Below are 18,245 nucleotides of genomic sequence, written 5' to 3'. Positions count from 1 at the left end.
AGTGGACGCGAGCATCTGTGGCCAAGTTTTTAAGGGCGCACGGTGGATGCCTTGGCATCAGGAACCGATGAAGGACGTGGGAGGCCGCGATAGGCCCCGGGGAGCTGTCAACCGAGCTTTGATCCGGGGATGTCCGAATGGGGAAACCCGGCAGTCGTCATGGGCTGTCACCCGCACCTGAATGTATAGGGTGTGTGGAGGGAACGCGGGGAAGTGAAACATCTCAGTACCCGCAGGAAGAGAAAACAACAGTGATTCCGGGAGTAGTGGCGAGCGAAACCGGATGAGGCTAAACCGTATGTGTGTGATACCCGGCAGGGGTTGCGCATGCGGGGTTGTGGGAGTTGTCTTGATCGTTCTGCCGGACGGTCGGTGAGTAAAAAATTGTGGGTGTAGGCGAAGGGCATGCGAAAGGCCCGGCGTAGAGGGTAAGACCCCCGTAGCTGAAACATTCATGACTCACTTTGATGGCCACCCAAGTAGCATGGGGCCCGAGAAATCCTGTGTGAATCTGGCGGGACCACCCGTTAAGCCTAAATATTCCCTGATGACCGATAGCGGATAGTACCGTGAGGGAATGGTGAAAAGTACCCCGGGAGGGGAGTGAAAGAGTACCTGAAACCGTGTGCCTACAAGCCGTGGGAGCCTAGCATCGAGTGCTTGCATTCGGTGTGGTGACTGCGTGCCTTTTGAAGAATGAGCCTGCGAGTTTGCGGCATGTTGCGAGGTTAACCCGTTGTGGGGGAGCCGTAGCGAAAGCGAGTCCGAAGAGGGCGTCTGAGTAGCGTGTTCAAGACCCGAAGCGGAGTGATCTAGCCATGGGCAGGGTGAAGCGGCTGTAAGAGGTCGTGGAGGCCCGAACCCACCAGGGTTGAAAACCTGGGGGATGACCTGTGGTTAGGGGTGAAAGGCCAATCAAACTCCGTGATAGCTGGTTCTCCCCGAAATGCATTTAGGTGCAGCGTCGTGTGTTTCTTGCCGGAGGTAGAGCACTGGATAGGCGATGGGCCTTACCGGGTTACTGACCTTAGCCAAACTCCGAATGCCGGTAAGTGAGAGCACGGCAGTGAGACTGTGGGGGATAAGCTCCATGGTCGAGAGGGAAACAGCCCAGAGCATCGACTAAGGCCCCTAAGCGTGTGCTAAGTGGGAAAGGATGTGGAGTCGCAGAGACAACCAGGAGGTTGGCTTAGAAGCAGCCATCCTTGAAAGAGTGCGTAATAGCTCACTGGTCAAGTGATTCTGCGCCGACAATGTAGCGGGGCTCAAGCACACCGCCGAAGTCATGTCATTCGAGCATTAACCTCTAACGGGGGCTCGGATGGGTAGGGGAGCGTCGTGTGCCGGGTGAAGCAGCCGTGGAAGCGAGTTGTGGACGGTTCACGAGTGAGAATGCAGGCATGAGTAGCGATACGCACGTGGGAAACGTGCGCGCCGATTGACTAAGGGTTCCTGGGTCAAGCTGATCTGCCCAGGGTAAGTCGGGACCTAAGGCGAGGCCGACAGGCGTAGTCGATGGATAACCGGTTGATATTCCGGTACCCGCTGTGTGGCGACCAACGCTGAATCAGGTGATGCTAAGTCCGTGAAGCCGCTCCAGCTCCCTTCGGGGTGTTGGGGTGTGGTGGAGCCGACGGTCCAAGTCTGTAGTAGGTGAGTGATGGGGTGACGCAGGAAGGTAGTCCAGCCCGGGCGGTGGTTGTCCCGGGGTAAGGGTGTAGCCCGTTGTGCAGGTAAATCCGTGCAACTTGTGGGTGAGACCTGATGCCGAGCCGATTGTGGTGAAGTGGATGATCCTATGCTGTCGAGAAAAGCCTCTAGCGATGTCGTACGGCGGCCCGTACCCTAAACCGACTCAGGTGGTCTGGTAGAGAATACCGAGGCGTTCGGGTGAACTATGGTTAAGGAACTCGGCAAAATGCCCCCGTAACTTCGGGAGAAGGGGGGCCACGTCTGGTGATCCAATTTTCTTGGTGAGCTGGGTGTGGCCGCAGAGACCAGCGAGAAGCGACTGTTTACTAAAAACACAGGTCCGTGCGAAGCCGTAAGGCGATGTATACGGACTGACGCCTGCCCGGTGCTGGAACGTTAAGGGGACCGGTTAATCAGTATTCGTTCTGGTGAAGCTGAGAACTTAAGCGCCAGTAAACGGCGGTGGTAACTATAACCATCCTAAGGTAGCGAAATTCCTTGTCGGGTAAGTTCCGACCTGCACGAATGGCGTAACGACTTCTTGACTGTCTCAACCATAGGCCCGGTGAAATTGCAGTACGAGTAAAGATGCTCGTTTCGCGCAGCAGGACGGAAAGACCCCGGGACCTTTACTATAGCTTGATATTGGTGTTCGGTTCGGCTTGTGTAGGATAGGTGGGAGACTGTGAAGTGGCCGCGCCAGCGGTTGTGGAGTCGTTGTTGAAATACCACTCTGGTCGTGCTGGATGTCTAACCTGGGTCCGTGATCCGGATCGGGGACAGTGTCTGGTGGGTAGTTTAACTGGGGCGGTTGCCTCCTAAAGAGTAACGGAGGCGCCCAAAGGTTCCCTCAGCCTGGTTGGTCATCAGGTGGTGAGTGTAAGTGCACAAGGGAGCTTGACTGTGAGACTGACGGGTCGAGCAGGGACGAAAGTCGGGACTAGTGATCCGGCGGTGGCTTGTGGAAGCGCCGTCGCTCAACGGATAAAAGGTACCCCGGGGATAACAGGCTGATCTTCCCCAAGAGTCCATATCGACGGGATGGTTTGGCACCTCGATGTCGGCTCGTCGCATCCTGGGGCTGGAGTCGGTCCCAAGGGTTGGGCTGTTCGCCCATTAAAGCGGTACGCGAGCTGGGTTTAGAACGTCGTGAGACAGTTCGGTCCCTATCCGCTGCGCGCGTAGGAGTCTTGAGAAGGGCTGTCCCTAGTACGAGAGGACCGGGACGGACGGACCTCTGGTGTGCCAGTTGTTCTGCCAAGGGCATGGCTGGTTGGCTACGTTCGGGAAGGATAACCGCTGAAAGCATCTAAGCGGGAAGCCTGCTTCGAGATGAGGGCTCCCACCCCCTTGGTGGGGTTAAGGCTCCCGGGAGATGACCGGGTTGATAGGCCGGATATGGAAGCCTAGTAATGGGTGGAGTTGACCGGTACTAATAGGCCGAGGGCTTGTCCTTAGATGTTCGCGTCCACTGTGTGGTTTCTGAGACCACAACCGCCATATACGGCGTGTTGGGTTGGGTTTCGGTGGTTATAGCGTGAGGGAAACGCCCGGTTACATTTCGAACCCGGAAGCTAAGCCTTTCTGCGCCGATGGTACTGCGAGGGGGACCTCGTGGGAGAGTAGGACACCGCCGAACAATCATTGAGAGAAGGGGTCTTGTCGGGCATTGTCCGACAAGACCCCTTTTCGCGTGCCCACGTTTAATCGGGGGCGTGGTGATGCCGGAGCGGCCAGGATGGGCGGATGGCAGACGGCTTCCGGATCAGGCAGGTGCGCGGGGAGGACTGGCGACGGCTCAAGGAGCTGCGGTTGGCGGCGCTGGCGGACCCCGTGGCGCCCGTGGCGTTCAGCGAACGGTACGAGGTGGCTGCCGGTCGACCCGACAGCTTCTGGCGGCAGCGGGCGGCGCAGGGGTACGGCACGGAGGGGCAGGGCGGGGACGGGCGCCGCGTCACGACGTTCGTCGCCGAGACGACCGCACCGACCCCCGTGACGGCTCCGGCGGAGACGCCGTCGTGGGCGGGGATGGTGACCGTCCTCGCGCGGGACGACACCGCGTCCGTCGTCGGTGTCTATCTCCGCGCGGAGCACCGCGGTTCGGGCATCGCCGCCGCGCTGTTCGCCGCCGCGGAGCGGTGGGCCTTCGCCCGCGACGACGTCGTACGGCTCCAACTCGACGTGCACGAACGGAACGACCGCGCACGCGCCTTCTACACACGTCTCGGCTTCACGCCCACCGGCGAGTCCGAGCCGCACACCCGTCCGCCGTACGGGCGCTGCCACGTCTACGCGTTGGAGCGCCGCCCCGCGACTCCCGGCCGCTGATCCGGCAGCGGGAACCGTACGTGGGATCGCGCGTCGGACCGTACGTCGGACCGGCGTTCAGCGGCCGCGCAGGATCTCCGGCCACCAGGTGCGGAGTTGCTCCTCGGAGCGGACCAGGGCCACCGTGCGTACCCCGGAGGCCGCGCCGTCCGCGAGGAGCGACGTCAGCTCGGGGAGGGGCGCGACCGTCGCCGGGTGGTCCAGGACCACGGTGAGTGGTGGGTCGAGCCGACCGGCGGGCGACCGTTCGGCCGTGCGGCGGCCGTGCTCGACCACGGCTGAGGCGAGTGCGGTGACGAGGGGCATCGCGGCCGGATCACCGCGGTGCGGCGCCTCGAGAGGCTCACCCACCACGTACAGCGTGCCCGTTTCGGCGATGAACGAATCCCAGGCGATCCGGTCCGCGCGTGAGGGCGTGCAGGCGTTGCGGATGTGCAGCTGGGAGAGGGAGTTGAGGGCGAGGCGTACGAGGTCGGTGGCGGCCTCGCGGCGTTCCGCGTGGGCGGTGAGGGTCGCCTCCAGCTCGCCCGCGGACCCGGAGGTGGCGCCGGTCTTCGTACGCAGTATCCGGACGGCGTCCTTCGACGAGCCGCTGAGCGCCCACCGGTGCACCTGCCGGAACGGCTCGCCCGCCACCGCGGCCGCGTGCAGCCAGCAGCGCAGCAGCGTCTCCGCGGCGTCGTGGACGGCGGCGTCGGCGCGGGCCGGGCTGCGTACGGGGGCGAGGAGTGCCGCGGCGCGCGTACGGGCCGTGGGCATGTCCTCGCAGTCGCGGTGCGGGGCCCAGCGCAACCGGGTGGCGGCGGTGGTGAGTTGGGCCGGGTCGAAGACGTGCGCCGGGCCGATCCCGGTGCGGGAGCCGACGGTGTCCTCGTACAGGGCGGGGTCGCCGGTGACGACCAGCACGGCGCCCTCCGCCTCGCACACGGCCCGCACGGCCGCCTCCGCCGGGGGTGCGACGAGCAGGCCGTCGGGGGCGGCGGGCCGTGGAGCGGTCACGGTGGGCAGGACGGCTGTGGGGGCGCCGCCGTCCTGTTCGGCGTCCGGGGCGTCGTCCGGCACGGCCTCGGGGGCGGGAGTCGGAGCGGGTACGGCCTCCGCGGCGGCCGGTGCCGTACGGGGAGCCCGCGGGGGCGTGTACGGCGCCGTGGGGGCCGCCGGGTGGGCCACGTCCGGGTACGGGTCCGGGTACGCGTCGGGGGCGGGCGGTGGCGGCCCCTGCTGCCCGTACGCCGCCGTTCCGCCATAAGGGCCCGGTCCGTGACCGGGGTGCCGCTCGTACCCGTACCCGTACGCGTGGCCCTCGGGGCTCGGCGGGAAGCTCTCGTCCTCCGCCTCCTCCCGCGCGGCCTGGCGCACGGCGCGCCAGCGCGCCAGCGTGCCCAGGACGAACACGGTGAGCACGATCAGCACCATCAGCTGGCTGATGAGGATGCCCCAGAACAGCCCGTACCCCGACAGCTGGCGGGCCGGGGTCTCCGGCCAGGCGGCGGCCATGTCGTGCGGCTCGTGGAGGAGTGCGCTGATGGCCGTCGGCGTGCGCGCGAAGCTCACGCCGTCCGGCCAGGAGCCGTGGGCGAACAGCCCGGCGAGGCCCGTCGCGGTCCAGGTCAGCACGGCCATCCCGAGGACGAACGCGAGCACGCCGATCAGCAGCCCGTCCGGTATGCCGCGCCCGCCCGTCGTCGACGGGCCCGCTGGCGGTGCCGTACGCGGGGCCGGTGGCGGGTACGACCGGGGTGGGCGTCCCGCCCCGCCCGGCCCGCGCCCCTGACTCCCGTGCCTCAGGCCACCGCGTCGCGGACCGCCGCGTCCCCGTCCGCCCCGCTGTTCGTACGGCGGCACGGTCAGGCCACCGTCGACTCGGAGGAGCCGTCAGCTCTCCCGTGCGGTCCCGGGCCACCCGGACCCGACATGTGCTCCATGGCCATCGCGCGTGCCTCCGCCTCCGCCTCCAACGCCTCGTCCAGCGAGGGCCCGGCCGGTCGTCCCGAGGGGCCCGCCGCCAACGCGTGCGCGACCGACGACTCCGTCATGGCGCGGTCGGTGAAGACGAGCGGCCGTTCGGCCTCGGTGATCAGGTGCTTGACGACCTGCACGTTGCCGTTGACGTCCCAGACGGCGATGCCCGGCGACAGCGTCGGGATGATCTCGACGGCCCAGCGCGGCAGCCCGAGCACCTTGCCGGTGGCTCTCGCCTCGTCCGCCTTCTGGGCGTAGATCGTGCGCGTCGAGGCCATCTTGAGGATGGCGGCGGCCTCGCGCGCCGCCGCCCCGTCGACCACGTCCGACAGGTGGTGCACCACCGCCACGAACGACAGGCCCAGCCGACGCCCGAACTTCAGCAGCCGCTGGAACAGCTGCGCCACGAACGGGCTGTTGATGATGTGCCACGCCTCCTCCACCAGGAAGATGCGCTTCCGGCGGTCGGGCCTGATCCAGGTGTGCTCCAGCCAGACGCCCACGATGGCCATCAGGATGGGCATCGCGATCGAGTTCCGGTCGATGTGCGAGAGGTCGAAGACGATCAGCGGGGCGTCCAGGTCGATGCCCACGGTCGTCGGGCCGTCGAACATGCCGCGCAGGTCGCCGTCGACCAGCCGGTCCAGGACGAGCGCCACGTCGAGGCCCCAGGCGCGTACGTCCTCCAGCGCGACGTTCATCGCCTGCGCCGACTCCGGCTCGGGGTGGCGGAGTTGCTCCACGATGTCGGTGAGGACGGGCTGCCGGTCGCCGCTCGTCGCGTTGACGTACGAGTGGGCCACCTTCAGGGCGAAACCGGAACGCTCGTCCAGGCCGTGCCCCATCGCCACCTCGATGATCGTGCGGAGCAGCGCCAGCTGCCCGGTGGTGGTGATCGCCGGGTCCAACGGGTTGAGACGTATGCCCTGGTCGAGCGCGGCGGTGGGGTCGAGGCGGATGGGCGTGATGCCCATCTCCTCGGCGATCAGGTTCCACTCGCCGACGCCGTCCTCGCCCTGCGCGTCCAGCACCACGACCTGCCGGTCGCGGAAGCGGAGCTGGCGCAGCACGTACGTCTTCTCCAGCGCCGACTTGCCGTTGCCGGACTCGCCCAGCACCAGCCAGTGGGGGGCGGGGAGTTGCTGGCCGTACAGCTGGAACGGGTCGTAGATGTACCCCTTCCCGCTGTAGACCTCGCGGCCGATGATCACGCCGGAGTCACCGAGCCCGGGAGCGGCCGTCGGCAGGTACACCGCCTGGGCCTGGCCCGTGGACGTGCGCACCGGGAGGCGCGTCGTCTCGGTCTTGCCGAAGAGGAAGCTGGTGAACGCCTCGGTGATCGCGGTCAGTGGATCTCGTACGGCTGACATGCCCGTCCTCCTCCTCTCAGCGCCGGATGCCGGTGGCGAACGGCAGGGTGTTCACGAACGCGCGGTGGTGCTCGCGGTCGCACCACTCCAGCTTCAGGTACGACTTGCCGGCCGACGCGCGGATCGTCCGCTTGTCCCGGGCCAGGGCCTCCGGGGTGCGCGAGGAGACCGTGATGTACCCGACGAGGTTGACCCCGGCCGCGCCGCTCGCCAGGTCCTCGCCGCGCTGGTCGACGCGGCCGTGGGCGGCGACGTCGCGGGGGTCGACCGTACGGTTCATCTTCGCCTGACGGCTCGCTTCCGCCTCGTCGTTGGTCTTCTCGGTCAGCATCCGCTCGATGGCCAGCTCCGTGGGCTCCAGGTCCATCACCACCGCGACCGTGCGGATCACGTCGGGGGTGTGGACGAGCAGCGGGGCGAGGAAGTTGACGCCCACCGGGGTCATCGGCCACTCCTTCACCCAGGCCGTGGAGTGGCACCAGGGGGCGCGGGTCACCGACTCCCGGGTCTTCGCCCGGAGGTAGGTGGGCTCCAGCGCGTCCAGCTCCGCGGGCCAGGCGTTCCGCTTCGTCATCGCCTGGATGTGGTCGATGGGGTGGTCCGGGTCGTACATGGAGTGGATCAGCGATCCCATGCGGGCCTGCCCCAGCGGCTGGCGTACCCGGATGTCGGCCTCCGCCAGGCGCGCGCAGATGTCGGTCAACTCGCGGGCCATGACGACCGCCAGGCCCTCGTCCTTGGTCATCCGCTGCGGGCGGTTGCGCCGACCACCCGGGCCGCCGGAGGGGACGCGGGCCGCCTTCGCGACGGCCGCGCCCTCGGCGGCCAGCTCGCGGCCGTAGTGCATGCAGGCGACCAGGTACGCGCGGTGCTGCTCGCTGGAGGTGGAGACCATCGACTGGAGCTGCTCGTACGACTCCTGGAGCCACGGCGCCGCGCGGTCGTCGCCCCGCTGGGCGATGTCCTTGGCGTGCGCGTCGGGGTCGGCGGGGAGCGTACGGGCGAGGATCTGGAGGCGGGTGACGAAGCCGTCGCCGTTCGCGACGTGCTTCAGGAGCGTGCCGAAGCGGTCGACCAGGGCCTCCTGGTCCTCGCTGTCGCGCAGTCCGACGCCCGGCCCCTCGATCTCGATCGCCGCGGTGACCGTACGCCGGTCCGCGTGCAGCAGCACGGCGATCTCGTCCGGCCCGAACGGCGCCGACAGCCACGTGATGCGGCCGACGCCGGGCGGCGGGCCGACCTCCACCTCGCGGCCGTCCAGCCGGGTGCCCGCCTCGGGGGAACCGGAGCGGTACGTACCGCCGCTGCGGGTCATCCGGCGGAAACTCCGGTCGATCTCGAACCACTTGTAGAGCGTCCGGCCGCGGTACGGCACGTACACCATCGCCAGCGCCAGCATCGGGAAGCCGACCAGGGCGGGGATGCGCACGGAGAGCACCGGCACGAGCAGGCCGCTCATCATGCCCAGGAAGGCGCCGGTGATGATCATCGCGATCTCGCCGGTCTCCCGGTTCTTTCCGACGATGGCGTTTGGCCGGGCGCGGCCGATCATGTACGTGCGGCGCGGCGCGACGCTGTGGGAAGAGGTGGTCACCCGCGATCACCTCCGGGTCGGTTGCTGCGGGGATTGCGGTGGGCGTGCGGGGTGTTGGTCGTGGCGCGGTCGGCGGGGCGCCGGGGCGCGGGCGTCGGCTTCGCGGCGGCCGCCCCGCCGCCGCCCTCGCCCGCGCGCTTGCTGTGCGCGGCGACGCCGCCCGACACGGGGCTGGACGGGCGGGCCGAGCCGCCGCCGTCACCACCACCGCCGCCGCCCGCGACGACGGCGCCACCGCCACCGCCGCGCGCGCCGTGGGTGTTGATGCCCTGCCGGAGGGTCGTCGCGGGGGACGCGACGATCGCGGCGGCGTTGCGGGAGGCCGCGTCCTGGCTGGCGTTGCGGTAGTTGACGATCTCGTCGCCGAAGCCGGGCACGAAGCGGTAGATCATCGCGGAGGCGAAGATGGCGAGGAGGATGATGGCGAGGCCGGACACGATGGCCGAGACCGAGTTGTCCCCCTCGGACGTCGTCAGCGCGCTGGCCAGGCTGAGCACGATCATGATCACCGGTTTGACCAGGATGACCGCGATCATGATGCCCGCCCAGCGGCGGACCTTGCCCCACAGGTTCTTGTCGACCAGGCCCGCGTACACCGCCGTGCCGAGCAGCGCGCCCACGTACAGCAGCGTCGCCCGCAGGACCAGCTCCAGGTAGAGGACGCCGGCGGCGATGACGGAGATGAGGGAGACGAGGATCAGCATGATCGGGCCGCCGCCGATGCCCGTGCCCTTCTCCAGGGACTTGGCGAACGTGCCGAAGAACGCGTCGGTGTCGCCGTCCGTGCCCGAGGAGACGGCGGTGGTCACCGAGTCGGTCGCGGTGACCACGGTGTAGAGCACGAGCGGCGTGAACGCGGAGGCCAGCACGACCAGCCAGAGGAAGCCGATCGCCTCGGTGAACGCCTCGACGAACGGCACGCCGCGCACGGCCCGTTTGGCCACCGCGAGCAGCCACAGGACGAGCGTGAGGATCGTCGAGGCGGCGAACACGATGGCGTACTGGCGGAGGAACGCGGTGTTGGTGAAGTCGACCGTGGACGTCTCGTTGACCAGGTCGGAGAGCTTGCGGATGGTCCAGGCGGCGGCTTCGGCGAAGCCCTTGGCGAGGGAGTTGAGGGGGTCGACCAGATACTCGGGCTCGGGCTGCTGGCCGCCTCCACCGCCGCCCCCGCCGTCGCTGTCGCAGAACTCCCGTGCCGGTCCGCGGACCTCGTCGCACGGGTCGTCCTCCGGCTCGGGCGACGGCGCCGCCACGGCGCGCGTGGCCAGCACCACCGCGGCGGCCTGGGCGCCGGCCACGAGGGAGGCGGCGGACAGGAACCGGCGTGTGTCAACGGGCATAGGTGAAACCTCCGAACCCTTCCACGGCCTCAGTCATCTCCTCGGCACGAGAGGCTTGTTGGTCCCTGCCGACCGGTGTCGGCCCATCCTTCTGCTCGAAGTCGACCACCTTCCAGTCGCCGCCGGTCTGTTTCAGGTCGAAGGTGGTGGTGAACCAGCTCTCCGTGACCGGGTTCTTGGAGTCGTCGCCAGCGAGTCCGAACAACGACGAGTACCAGACGCTGACCTTCGCGCTGCTTCCGCCGTAGTCCACGATCCGCGTGCCCACCGGGATGACACGCGAGATGAAGTCGAGCCCCGAGGGGGTCGCTCCGTTCTCGTCGAGCCCGATGCGCTTGAGGAACGCGGGGTTCTCGTAGACCTTGTCGAGCGCGGCCCGGCGCTTGGCGGCGAGGTCCGGGGCGTAGACGGCGTCGACGATCCGGCTTCTGGCCGTGTCGTCGAACATGCCGGTGCCTCCGAGGGCGACCATGTAGTTCGCCGCCGCGCTCTGCGCGCCCTGCTCCGAGCGCGCGAAGCCGGAGGGGATGCCCGTCGTCGTGTCCTTGCCGTCGACCGGCTTCTCGCCCGTCGGGGCCGTGGGCCGCGCCGCGTCGCGGCCGCCCTTGCCACTGTCGCCGTCGGGGCCCGAACCGCCGCCTCCGCCGCCGCGGTTGGCGAACGCGATGGCCGCGACGAGCAGCACGACCACGCCCACGACGGTGATCAGGCTGCGGCCGGGGCGTCCGCCGGGGCGTCGGCCGACGCCGTACACGTCGCCGTCCTCGCCCGGCAGTCGTGTGCGCGTGCCCGTGCCGTACGTGGAGCCGCCGGTCGCGCCGCGCCGTCTCGCCGGGCCCGCCTCGCCGCCCGTACGACCACGCTCGTCGTACCCGTCGCCGCCGATGCTCATGCCGGACGTGCTCCCTCAACGCTCATGCCGGACGTGCCCCTCACCTCTCGGCCCAACTCTCAGCAATTCCCGGCTGTCGACCGCCGTCAACCGCCGTCAGTGCATTGTCCCCTCACACGACGTTAGCGGGGGTACCGGCCGCGTGGGGGTCCTGTGGACGGAGGGACGGCCGTCCCGGCGGTTCGCCGGGGCACACGGGTCGCACGCCCGTACCCTTCGGCCCCGTGCTCCGGCGGGAGTGCGCCGTTGCGCCGGTGTGTGAGCCCGTACGGCCGGTGTGGGAGCCGTACGGCCGGGGCGCGGGTCGGTACGGGGGCGTACGGATCGACGGGCGCGGTACGTATCGCGTGTGACACGGGGCGTGGTGCCGATCTACGATCGTCGGTACGGCATCGCGCGTCGGTCACCGGCCGGGTGAGGCGTGGAGGTGCCCGTGAGATGCCTGTTGGAGGCATTCCACCGTGTCGGTCGAACTGAACCACACCATCGTCCACTCCCGTGACAACCGGGCTTCCGCGCAGTTCCTCGCGCACATCCTCGACTTGGAGGTCGGGTCCGAGTGGGGCCCGTTCGTCCCGGTCGCCACGAGCAACGGGGTCACGCTCGACTTCGCGACCCTCGATCCCTCGCTGATCGTCATGCAGCACTACGCCTTCCTCGTCTCCGAGGAGGAGTTCGACGGGATCTTCCAGCGGATCAAGGACGGGGGCGTCGACTACGCCGCCGATCCGCACTGGAAGCGGCCCGGCGAGATCAACCGCAACGACGGCGGCCGGGGCGTGTACTTCAAGGACCCCTCGGGGCACGGCATGGAGGCGATCACCCGCCCGTACGGGGCGGGTGGCAGCGGGGCGTCGGCCCCGTAGCCCGCCGGGCGGGCCGCCGTACGGTCCGTCCCGTCTGATCCAGGGGCCCTCGTGCCCGGTGCGCCCCGCGTACGTCCGTACGGCCCGGACGGGCTGTCGGACGTACGCGGGGCGCGGCTAGTTTGCCCGTATGTCTTCCTCCGCCCGCCCCGCCGGGGCTCCCGTCCTCCGTATCCACGTCGTCGACGCGTTCACCGACCGGCCGTTCGCCGGGAATCCTGCGGGTGTGTGCCTGCTGCCCGGCGCGGAGTGGCCGGACGACGGCTGGTTGCAGCGGGTGGCCGCCGAGATGAACCACTCGGAGACGGCCTTCGCCCGGCCGCTCCCGGCGGGTGAGGGCGGCGGGGAGCCCGCCGCCACGGAGTCCGCGCCCGGGGAGCCCGCCGCCGACTGGGAGTTGCGCTGGTTCACCCCCGTCAAGGAGGTCGGCCTGTGCGGGCACGCCACGCTCGCGACCGCGCACGTGCTGCGTACGGCGCGGGGTGCCACCGGCACCGTACGGTTCCACAGCCGCTTCAGCGGCGTCCTGTCCGCCGAGGCGGGGCCCGGGGGTGACCTCACCCTCGACTTCCCGGCGGCGCCGCACACGGCGACGCTCGTGCCCGACGGGCTGGCGGCGGCACTGGGGGCCGAGCCCGAAGCGACGTACCACACGGGCGCGTTGGGCGACCTGCTGACCGTGCTGGCCGACGAGGACGCCGTCCGCGCCGTGCGCCCCGACCAGGCCGCCGTGGCCGCCGTGCTGCGCGGCGGCGGCGCCGGGGGCGCGGACCTGCGGGGCGTCACCGTCACGGCGCCCGCCCGTACGTCCGGGCTCGGCCACGACTTCGTCTCCCGCTTCTTCGCCCCCGGCGCGGGCATCCCCGAGGACCCGGTGACGGGCAGCGCGCACACGGCCCTCGCGCCGTACTGGGCGGCGCGCCTCGGCCGGGACGCGCTCACCGGCCTCCAGGCGTCGGCGCGTTCGGGGCTGGTGCGCACGGAGGTAAGGGGTGACCGGGTGCGGCTGACGGGGAGCGCCGTGACGGTGCTGGACGGCACGCTGTACGTGTGAGGGCGGGCCCCGGAGCGCGTGCGGGCGGGAACGTGCGGGTGGGAACGTCCGTACGCGCGCCCGCGTACGCGCCGGGGCCCGCGGGTCAGCCGCCGAAGGACGTGCGGGCGGACCAGAACTCCCACAGCCCCCGGTCGCCCGACAGCTCGACGCGGGAGTCCTCCAGCGGCAGCCTGCGGTAGAAGACCAGGAGCACGTCGGTGAGGGGCCCGCGCAGGGCGGTCGTCGCCCTGGCGTGCGTACGGCGCCAGCGCGGGCCGTCCGCGCCCAGCTCGATCAGCCACTCGGCGGGGCCGGTGTCGAGGCCCGTGTCGAGGTCGCCGCCGGAGGCCGTGCCGCCGGGCTGGTCGGTGGCGTGCAGGTGGAGGCTCTCCCCGGCGCGTTCGCGCAGCTGGCGCAGCCCCTCGTCGTACTCCTGCGCCTGCGGACTGGCGACGATGTCCAGCCACTCGTCCACGCAGTCGGCGGCGACGTCGGGCGCGACCTCGTACGGACGCCCGGTCGCGAGGCAGGCGTCCGTGCGGTGGACGACCGTCTCGTGCGTCATGCGGCGGGCCCAGAAGCCGGTGCTCCGGTCGTCGGCCCACGTCCACACGTCCGTGTCGGGTCCCGCGTCCCGCAGGGCGGCCACGAGGAGTTCGGCGCCCTCCGCGAGCCACCGGTCGAGGGCCTCCGCGTACGCACCGCCCCCCGCGTCCGCCGCGCCACCGGTGTCCGTCCCCGCGCCGGCCGGTCCCGCGCTGCCCGGCACCGTGTCCTCCGGGACCATGTCCCGCGCGCGGGTGCGGACCGTCTCGTGCACCCAGCGGTGCGCGCGGCCCAGGTGCAGGGCCAGTTCGCGGAGGGTCCAGTCCGGGCAGCTGGGGACCCGTGCGGACAGGTCGGCTCCGGCGAGGGTCTCGCGGAACATTCGTGTCTGCTCGGTGATCTCGGTGCAGTACCGCGCGTGACGCGGCGGGGTCGACGCCATGGCGGCAGGTTACGTACGGCGCACGGCTGCCGCCACGCCGTTTTCCCGGATGTTGGCAGCCGGATGGCCGGAGGGATGGCCGTACGGTGTGGGGGTCGTCGAACCTCCCGTACAACTCCTGTTCATTGGCAGGCTGTTGTAGGCTAATGGCCGTGTCCGGTGACAGCATGGCAGCAGAGGGACGAGGCACCGCCAGGGATGTCGTCGCGGACGGGCTGCGCCGCCGCATCGCCCAGGGCGAGCTGCGGGTCGGCCAGCAGATCCCCACACAGGCGGAGTTGGGTGAGCAGTTCTCGGCGCCGCGCGGCGCGGTCCGGCGCGCGCTCGAACTCCTGGAGAACGAGGGTCTGATCAAGCGCGCCCGGCAGGGCACGCCCGCCGAGGTCGTACAGCGCGTGCCCGACCACCCGGACCCCGACGCGGACGCGGGTGACGCGTCCGTCGGCCGCAGGCACCAACCCCGTACGGCCGGACTGGAGTTGACCGACCGGGTCGCGCGGGCGTTCCGGAGCCCCCACGTCCGTATCGACGCGTACTGCGCGAGCGGCGAGACGCTCGCCTCCGCGCTCGCCGGGCCGGTCGTCGCGGTGACGGCGGGCGAGCAGCGGCCCCTGTCGCTGCGCGTCCGCATCCTGCTGCCGGACCCGGACAACGCGCTGGCCCTGCCGCAGGTCGTCGGTGACCCGCAGGACAGCAGGCCGCGCGCGCGGCTGCGCGAGGTGACGGAGCACATCTGGGGTTCGCTGCGGCACTCGCTGCGGATGCTGGAGGTACGGGAGCTGGTGCCGGAGGTACGGGTCGAGGCGCGGAAGGTGTCGATCACGCCGACCCAGCGGGTGTTCGTCCTGAACGGCGAGGAGGTCCTCACCGGGCACTACCAGGTGCTGCCCCGCCGCGTGGAGCTGAGCCGCGACCCGATGGAGATCTACGACATGCTCGGCCTCGACGGCATCCTCTTCCGGCACACGGCGGTGCCGGGCGACCAGGTGACGGAGGCGTACGTGGAGCAGACGAAGCTCTGGTTCGACTCGCTGTGGGACACCATCGCCCGCCCCATGGAGCCATGAGGCGGCGCGTCCGGGTGTCTCCTGGGCCGGTGGCGCGGCGAGCGCCGTACCACCGGGTCGGGCGGGGCGGGGTCACCGCCTCACCGGCGGCCCGCGATCAGCATGATCACGAGCAGGATGCTGGTCACGCAGACCAGGTTCTCGGGCATCGGCTCGCGCCGGAGTCCCCGTGCCAGCACGGTCATCAGTGTGGCCACGAGGGCCCCGTGCCAGCCGATCGTCAGCACCAGGTCGACCGCGACCTGGGTGAGCAGTTCCATGAACAGATGCGTCCGGACCAGTGCCACCATGGTCCTCACCTCCTGCGGATCACGTCCTTCCGGATGGAATACCTGCGGTTGGTATCCCAGTTGGCAGCAACTCTTCGTTGAGACGGTGCCATTGGTCGCTTTCTTCGTAGGAACGACTTCTACCCGCGACCAACCGCGACCAACTCCTGACAACCGGACCAGCCTGCCCGAGACCCGCCGCCCCGTTGCGGGCATGCCACGGGCATTGCCGGGGCAACCCGCCGGATGACCGGAAGATGACCGGAAGTCACGGCCATCTGTCCTGCCACGCACGGCAGTTGTAGCCTCGGTGAGTGGCGTCGACGACTGCGGGCAACGGCGGGGACCCGGAGGGCACGGGGGACGACGGCGGAACCGGCACTCCCCGGTACCGGCTGGTGGCCGACGAGTTGAGAGCCATGATCCTGGACGGCCGCATCGACCAGGGCCGCCCGCTGCCCAAGCAGCAACAGCTGCAACGGCGTTACGGGGTGGGTCGCAGCACCGTGCAGAGCGCGCTGCAACTCCTGCGCGACGAGGGCCTGATCGAGCAGGGCGTGCCCGGCCGCGCCGCCCGGGTGGCACACCAGGACGGCCAACTCCAGCCGCTCGCCCACCACATCGCCCGCGCGTTCACGGCGCGGCACGTGTCGCTGGACGTGTGGTCGCTGACGGTGGAGACGCTCAGCAAGGCGGTGCAGAACCAGGCGACGGAGATCCGCAACGGGGAGCAGCGCCCGGAGTCCATCGCCGTACGCGTGCTGCTACCCGACCTGGAGGCCCCGCACCCGTACCCGCGCTGCGTCGGGGACCCCGCCGACCCGCGCCCGCTCCAGCGGCTGCGGCATCTGATCCGTACGTACGCGGGGGCGCTGGAGCACTCGTTGACGGCGCTCGCGGAGGACCGGCTGGTGCCGGACGTACGGGTGGAGGTCCGGGGGATACCGACGATCCCCGGCGAGAAGCGCTACATCATCAACGGCACCGAGGCGCTCACCGGCTTCTACAGCATCCGCCGCGCCACCATGTACAACAACCCGGACGGCGCGACCCTCGACGTGCTCGAACTGCACAGCGACGGCAGCCTGTTCCCGTCCGCCCGTAGGGCGCCGGGCGGTTCGGCGCTGGACGACGCGCGCTTCGCGCAGGTCACGCAGTGGTTCGACACCCGCTGGGAGCAGGTGGCCACGCCGCTGCCGCTGAGCGACTGAGAGAAGCGACCCGAGGCGGCCCCCACGTCGGGGCGCCCGTGGGGCAGCGCTGAACGACGGCGGGCGGTGGCGGTGCGTCCGCCCGGCCGTGTCCAGGACCCCTCGGCTCAGCCGTGCGCCGGGGGCGCACGGCACGAGGCGGGGGAGCGGCGCTACACCGCCATGCCGTAGACGATCGTGAAGAGGGTGCCGAGCGATCCGATGATGAAGACGCCCGTCAGCCCCGCGACGATCAGCCCCTTGCCCTGCTCGGCACTGAACGTGTCCCGGAGCGCCGTCGCACCGATGCGCTGCTTCGCGGCACCCCAGACCGCGATGCCGAGGCAGAGGAGAATGGCGACCGCCATCACGACCTCGATCATCACCCGTGCTTCGTTGCCCAGTGACCCGAACGGCCCCCAGTCGGGGGCGATTCCACCGATGATGGTGGTGATGTCACCCTTCTCGGCTGCCAGGATCATGCGTAACTCACCGCCCTGCTCGGAATGTTGGTGTTGTGGTGACGTGTCGCCGGTGACGGCACGCCGCGGTCGCACCACGCTTCCCTGCGACCCTTATGACTCTACCGCTGTCCTGTGACATCACGGCCTATCTGGGGGATGGTTGGGGCGTGCGGAAGGTATGGATGGGTGTCGGGGCCGGGGCCGCCGCGTTGTCGGGGCTGATGGCCCTGCTCGTCGTCGGTACGTTCGTCGCCGCGTCGTCCCTCGGGGGGGGCATGGGCGGCGGCCGTCCGACGGGGCTGGCGGAGGGCACGGTCCCGGCGGCGTACCAGGATCTGGTGCGCAAGTGGGGGCAGTTGTGCCCGGAGATCAGCCCGGCGCTGCTGGCCGCGCAGCTCTACCAGGAGAGCGGCTGGCGCCCCGACGCGCAGAGCGCGGCGGAGGCGCAGGGCATCGCGCAGTTCATCCCGGGCACCTGGGCGACGCACGGCATCGACGGCGACCGGGACGGCGACCGGGACGTCTGGGACCCGAAGGACGCGATCCCCTCGGCGGCCTCGTACGACTGCGAACTGGCCGACTACGTCGGGGACGTGCCCGGCGACCCGACGGAGAACATGCTGGCGGCGTACAACGCGGGCGCGTACCGCGTGATCCAGTACCAGGGCGTCCCGCCGTACCAGGAGACGCAGAACTACGTGCAGGTGATCACGAAGCTGGAGAAGAGCTTCGCCGCGAACAAGGGCCGCGTCGACCCGTCCCGGCAGGCGGCCGGAGCGATCAACTACGCGCAGCAGAAGCTCGGTACGCCCTACCTGTGGGGCGGTGACGGCACGCCGGAGGACGGCGGGCGGTTCGACTGCTCGGGGCTGTCCAAGGCGGCGTACAAGTCCGTCGGCATCGAACTGCCGCGCCTCGCGAGCGCGCAGTGGAACACCGGGCCGCACCCGAAACGTGACGAACTCCTCCCGGGAGACCTGGTGTTCTTCGCGAACGACCTGGACGACCCGGTCTCGATCCACCACGTCGGCATCTACGTCGGTGACGGCCAGATGATCGACGCCCCGTACACGGGGGCGGAGATCCGTTTCGATCCGATCGACTCCCCGGACTACTTCGGGGCGACCCGCCCGACGGCCTGAGCTGCGGCGACCCGCCGACGCGGGTGCGCGGGGACGGCCGGT

The 18,245-nt window shown here is 69.8% G+C and carries 14 protein-coding genes and 2 rRNA genes; 8 read left to right on the top strand and 8 right to left on the bottom strand.

The window, feature by feature from the left end; all coding sequences use genetic code 11:
- Nucleotides 1-19 precede the first annotated feature (19 nt).
- From D7M15_RS12610 to D7M15_RS12600, 3 genes are all read left to right on the top strand, one after another.
- A 23S ribosomal RNA gene (locus D7M15_RS12610) occupies nt 20-3,148 on the top strand.
- A gap of 66 nt (nt 3,149-3,214) precedes the next feature.
- A 5S ribosomal RNA gene (rrf, locus tag D7M15_RS12605) occupies nt 3,215-3,331 on the top strand.
- A gap of 107 nt (nt 3,332-3,438) precedes the next feature.
- Nucleotides 3,439-4,020 carry a GNAT family N-acetyltransferase gene (locus tag D7M15_RS12600; protein WP_121517604.1) on the top strand — a complete coding sequence of 194 codons (582 nt, stop codon included), beginning with the start codon at nt 3,439-3,441 and terminating at the stop codon, nt 4,018-4,020.
- 57 nt (nt 4,021-4,077) lie between these two features.
- Here the strand turns inward: D7M15_RS12600 and D7M15_RS12595 are convergent, their stop codons facing one another.
- From D7M15_RS12595 to D7M15_RS12575, 5 genes are all read right to left on the bottom strand, one after another.
- Nucleotides 4,078-5,664 carry a type VI secretion protein gene (locus D7M15_RS12595; protein WP_121517603.1) on the bottom strand — a complete coding sequence of 529 codons (1,587 nt, stop codon included), beginning with the start codon at nt 5,662-5,664 and terminating at the stop codon, nt 4,078-4,080.
- Between the two features lie 203 nt (nt 5,665-5,867).
- The gene (locus tag D7M15_RS12590; protein WP_121517602.1) at nt 5,868-7,352 is read right to left on the bottom strand and encodes an ATP-binding protein; all 1,485 of its coding nucleotides are present in this window, start codon (nt 7,350-7,352) and stop codon (nt 5,868-5,870) included.
- 16 nt (nt 7,353-7,368) lie between these two features.
- Nucleotides 7,369-8,946 carry an SCO6880 family protein gene (locus D7M15_RS12585; protein WP_121517601.1) on the bottom strand — a complete coding sequence of 526 codons (1,578 nt, stop codon included), beginning with the start codon at nt 8,944-8,946 and terminating at the stop codon, nt 7,369-7,371.
- The gene (locus D7M15_RS12580) at nt 8,943-10,289 is read right to left on the bottom strand and encodes a hypothetical protein (RefSeq protein WP_121517600.1); all 1,347 of its coding nucleotides are present in this window, start codon (nt 10,287-10,289) and stop codon (nt 8,943-8,945) included. The genes D7M15_RS12585 and D7M15_RS12580 overlap by 4 nt, the downstream gene beginning before the upstream one ends.
- Nucleotides 10,279-11,181 (bottom strand): hypothetical protein, encoded by a 903-nt coding sequence (locus tag D7M15_RS12575; protein WP_121517599.1) that lies wholly within the window; start codon nt 11,179-11,181, stop codon nt 10,279-10,281. The genes D7M15_RS12580 and D7M15_RS12575 overlap by 11 nt, the downstream gene beginning before the upstream one ends.
- A gap of 461 nt (nt 11,182-11,642) precedes the next feature.
- Between D7M15_RS12575 and D7M15_RS12570 the strand changes: the two genes are divergently transcribed.
- Nucleotides 11,643-12,047: a VOC family protein gene (locus tag D7M15_RS12570; RefSeq protein ID WP_121517598.1), complete on the top strand. Its 405-nt coding sequence runs from the start codon at nt 11,643-11,645 to the stop codon at nt 12,045-12,047.
- Between the two features lie 130 nt (nt 12,048-12,177).
- Nucleotides 12,178-13,101, top strand: a complete 924-nt coding sequence (locus D7M15_RS12565) for a PhzF family phenazine biosynthesis protein (protein WP_121517597.1) — start codon at nt 12,178-12,180, stop codon at nt 13,099-13,101.
- A gap of 85 nt (nt 13,102-13,186) precedes the next feature.
- On the opposite strand, the gene D7M15_RS12560 is transcribed toward D7M15_RS12565, so the two are convergent.
- Nucleotides 13,187-14,071: a maleylpyruvate isomerase family mycothiol-dependent enzyme gene (locus D7M15_RS12560; protein ID WP_121517596.1), complete on the bottom strand. Its 885-nt coding sequence runs from the start codon at nt 14,069-14,071 to the stop codon at nt 13,187-13,189.
- A gap of 167 nt (nt 14,072-14,238) precedes the next feature.
- Between D7M15_RS12560 and D7M15_RS12555 the strand changes: the two genes are divergently transcribed.
- A complete protein-coding gene (locus tag D7M15_RS12555) occupies nt 14,239-15,138 on the top strand; it encodes a GntR family transcriptional regulator (protein ID WP_165906244.1) in 900 nt (299 codons plus the stop codon).
- A gap of 80 nt (nt 15,139-15,218) precedes the next feature.
- Here the strand turns inward: D7M15_RS12555 and D7M15_RS12550 are convergent, their stop codons facing one another.
- Nucleotides 15,219-15,428, bottom strand: a complete 210-nt coding sequence (locus D7M15_RS12550) for a hypothetical protein (protein ID WP_121517594.1) — start codon at nt 15,426-15,428, stop codon at nt 15,219-15,221.
- A gap of 293 nt (nt 15,429-15,721) precedes the next feature.
- On the opposite strand from D7M15_RS12550, the gene D7M15_RS12545 reads away from it, so the two are divergent.
- Nucleotides 15,722-16,618: a winged helix-turn-helix domain-containing protein gene (locus tag D7M15_RS12545; protein ID WP_121517593.1), complete on the top strand. Its 897-nt coding sequence runs from the start codon at nt 15,722-15,724 to the stop codon at nt 16,616-16,618.
- 152 nt (nt 16,619-16,770) lie between these two features.
- Here D7M15_RS12545 and D7M15_RS12540 read toward each other — a convergent pair whose 3' ends face one another.
- Nucleotides 16,771-17,079, bottom strand: a complete 309-nt coding sequence (locus D7M15_RS12540) for a hypothetical protein (protein ID WP_121517592.1) — start codon at nt 17,077-17,079, stop codon at nt 16,771-16,773.
- Between the two features lie 164 nt (nt 17,080-17,243).
- Between D7M15_RS12540 and D7M15_RS12535 the strand changes: the two genes are divergently transcribed.
- Nucleotides 17,244-18,203, top strand: a complete 960-nt coding sequence (locus D7M15_RS12535; protein ID WP_121517591.1) for a bifunctional lytic transglycosylase/C40 family peptidase — start codon at nt 17,244-17,246, stop codon at nt 18,201-18,203.
- The last annotated feature ends 42 nt before the right edge of the window (nt 18,204-18,245 follow it).

This window comes from Streptomyces sp. Z26 (assembly GCF_003665095.1).
Taxonomy (GTDB): Bacteria; Actinomycetota; Actinomycetes; order Streptomycetales; family Streptomycetaceae; genus Streptomyces; species Streptomyces phytohabitans.
The sequence above is the reverse complement of the archived record's forward strand: the minus strand, read 5'-3'. Positions and strand labels throughout refer to the sequence as shown.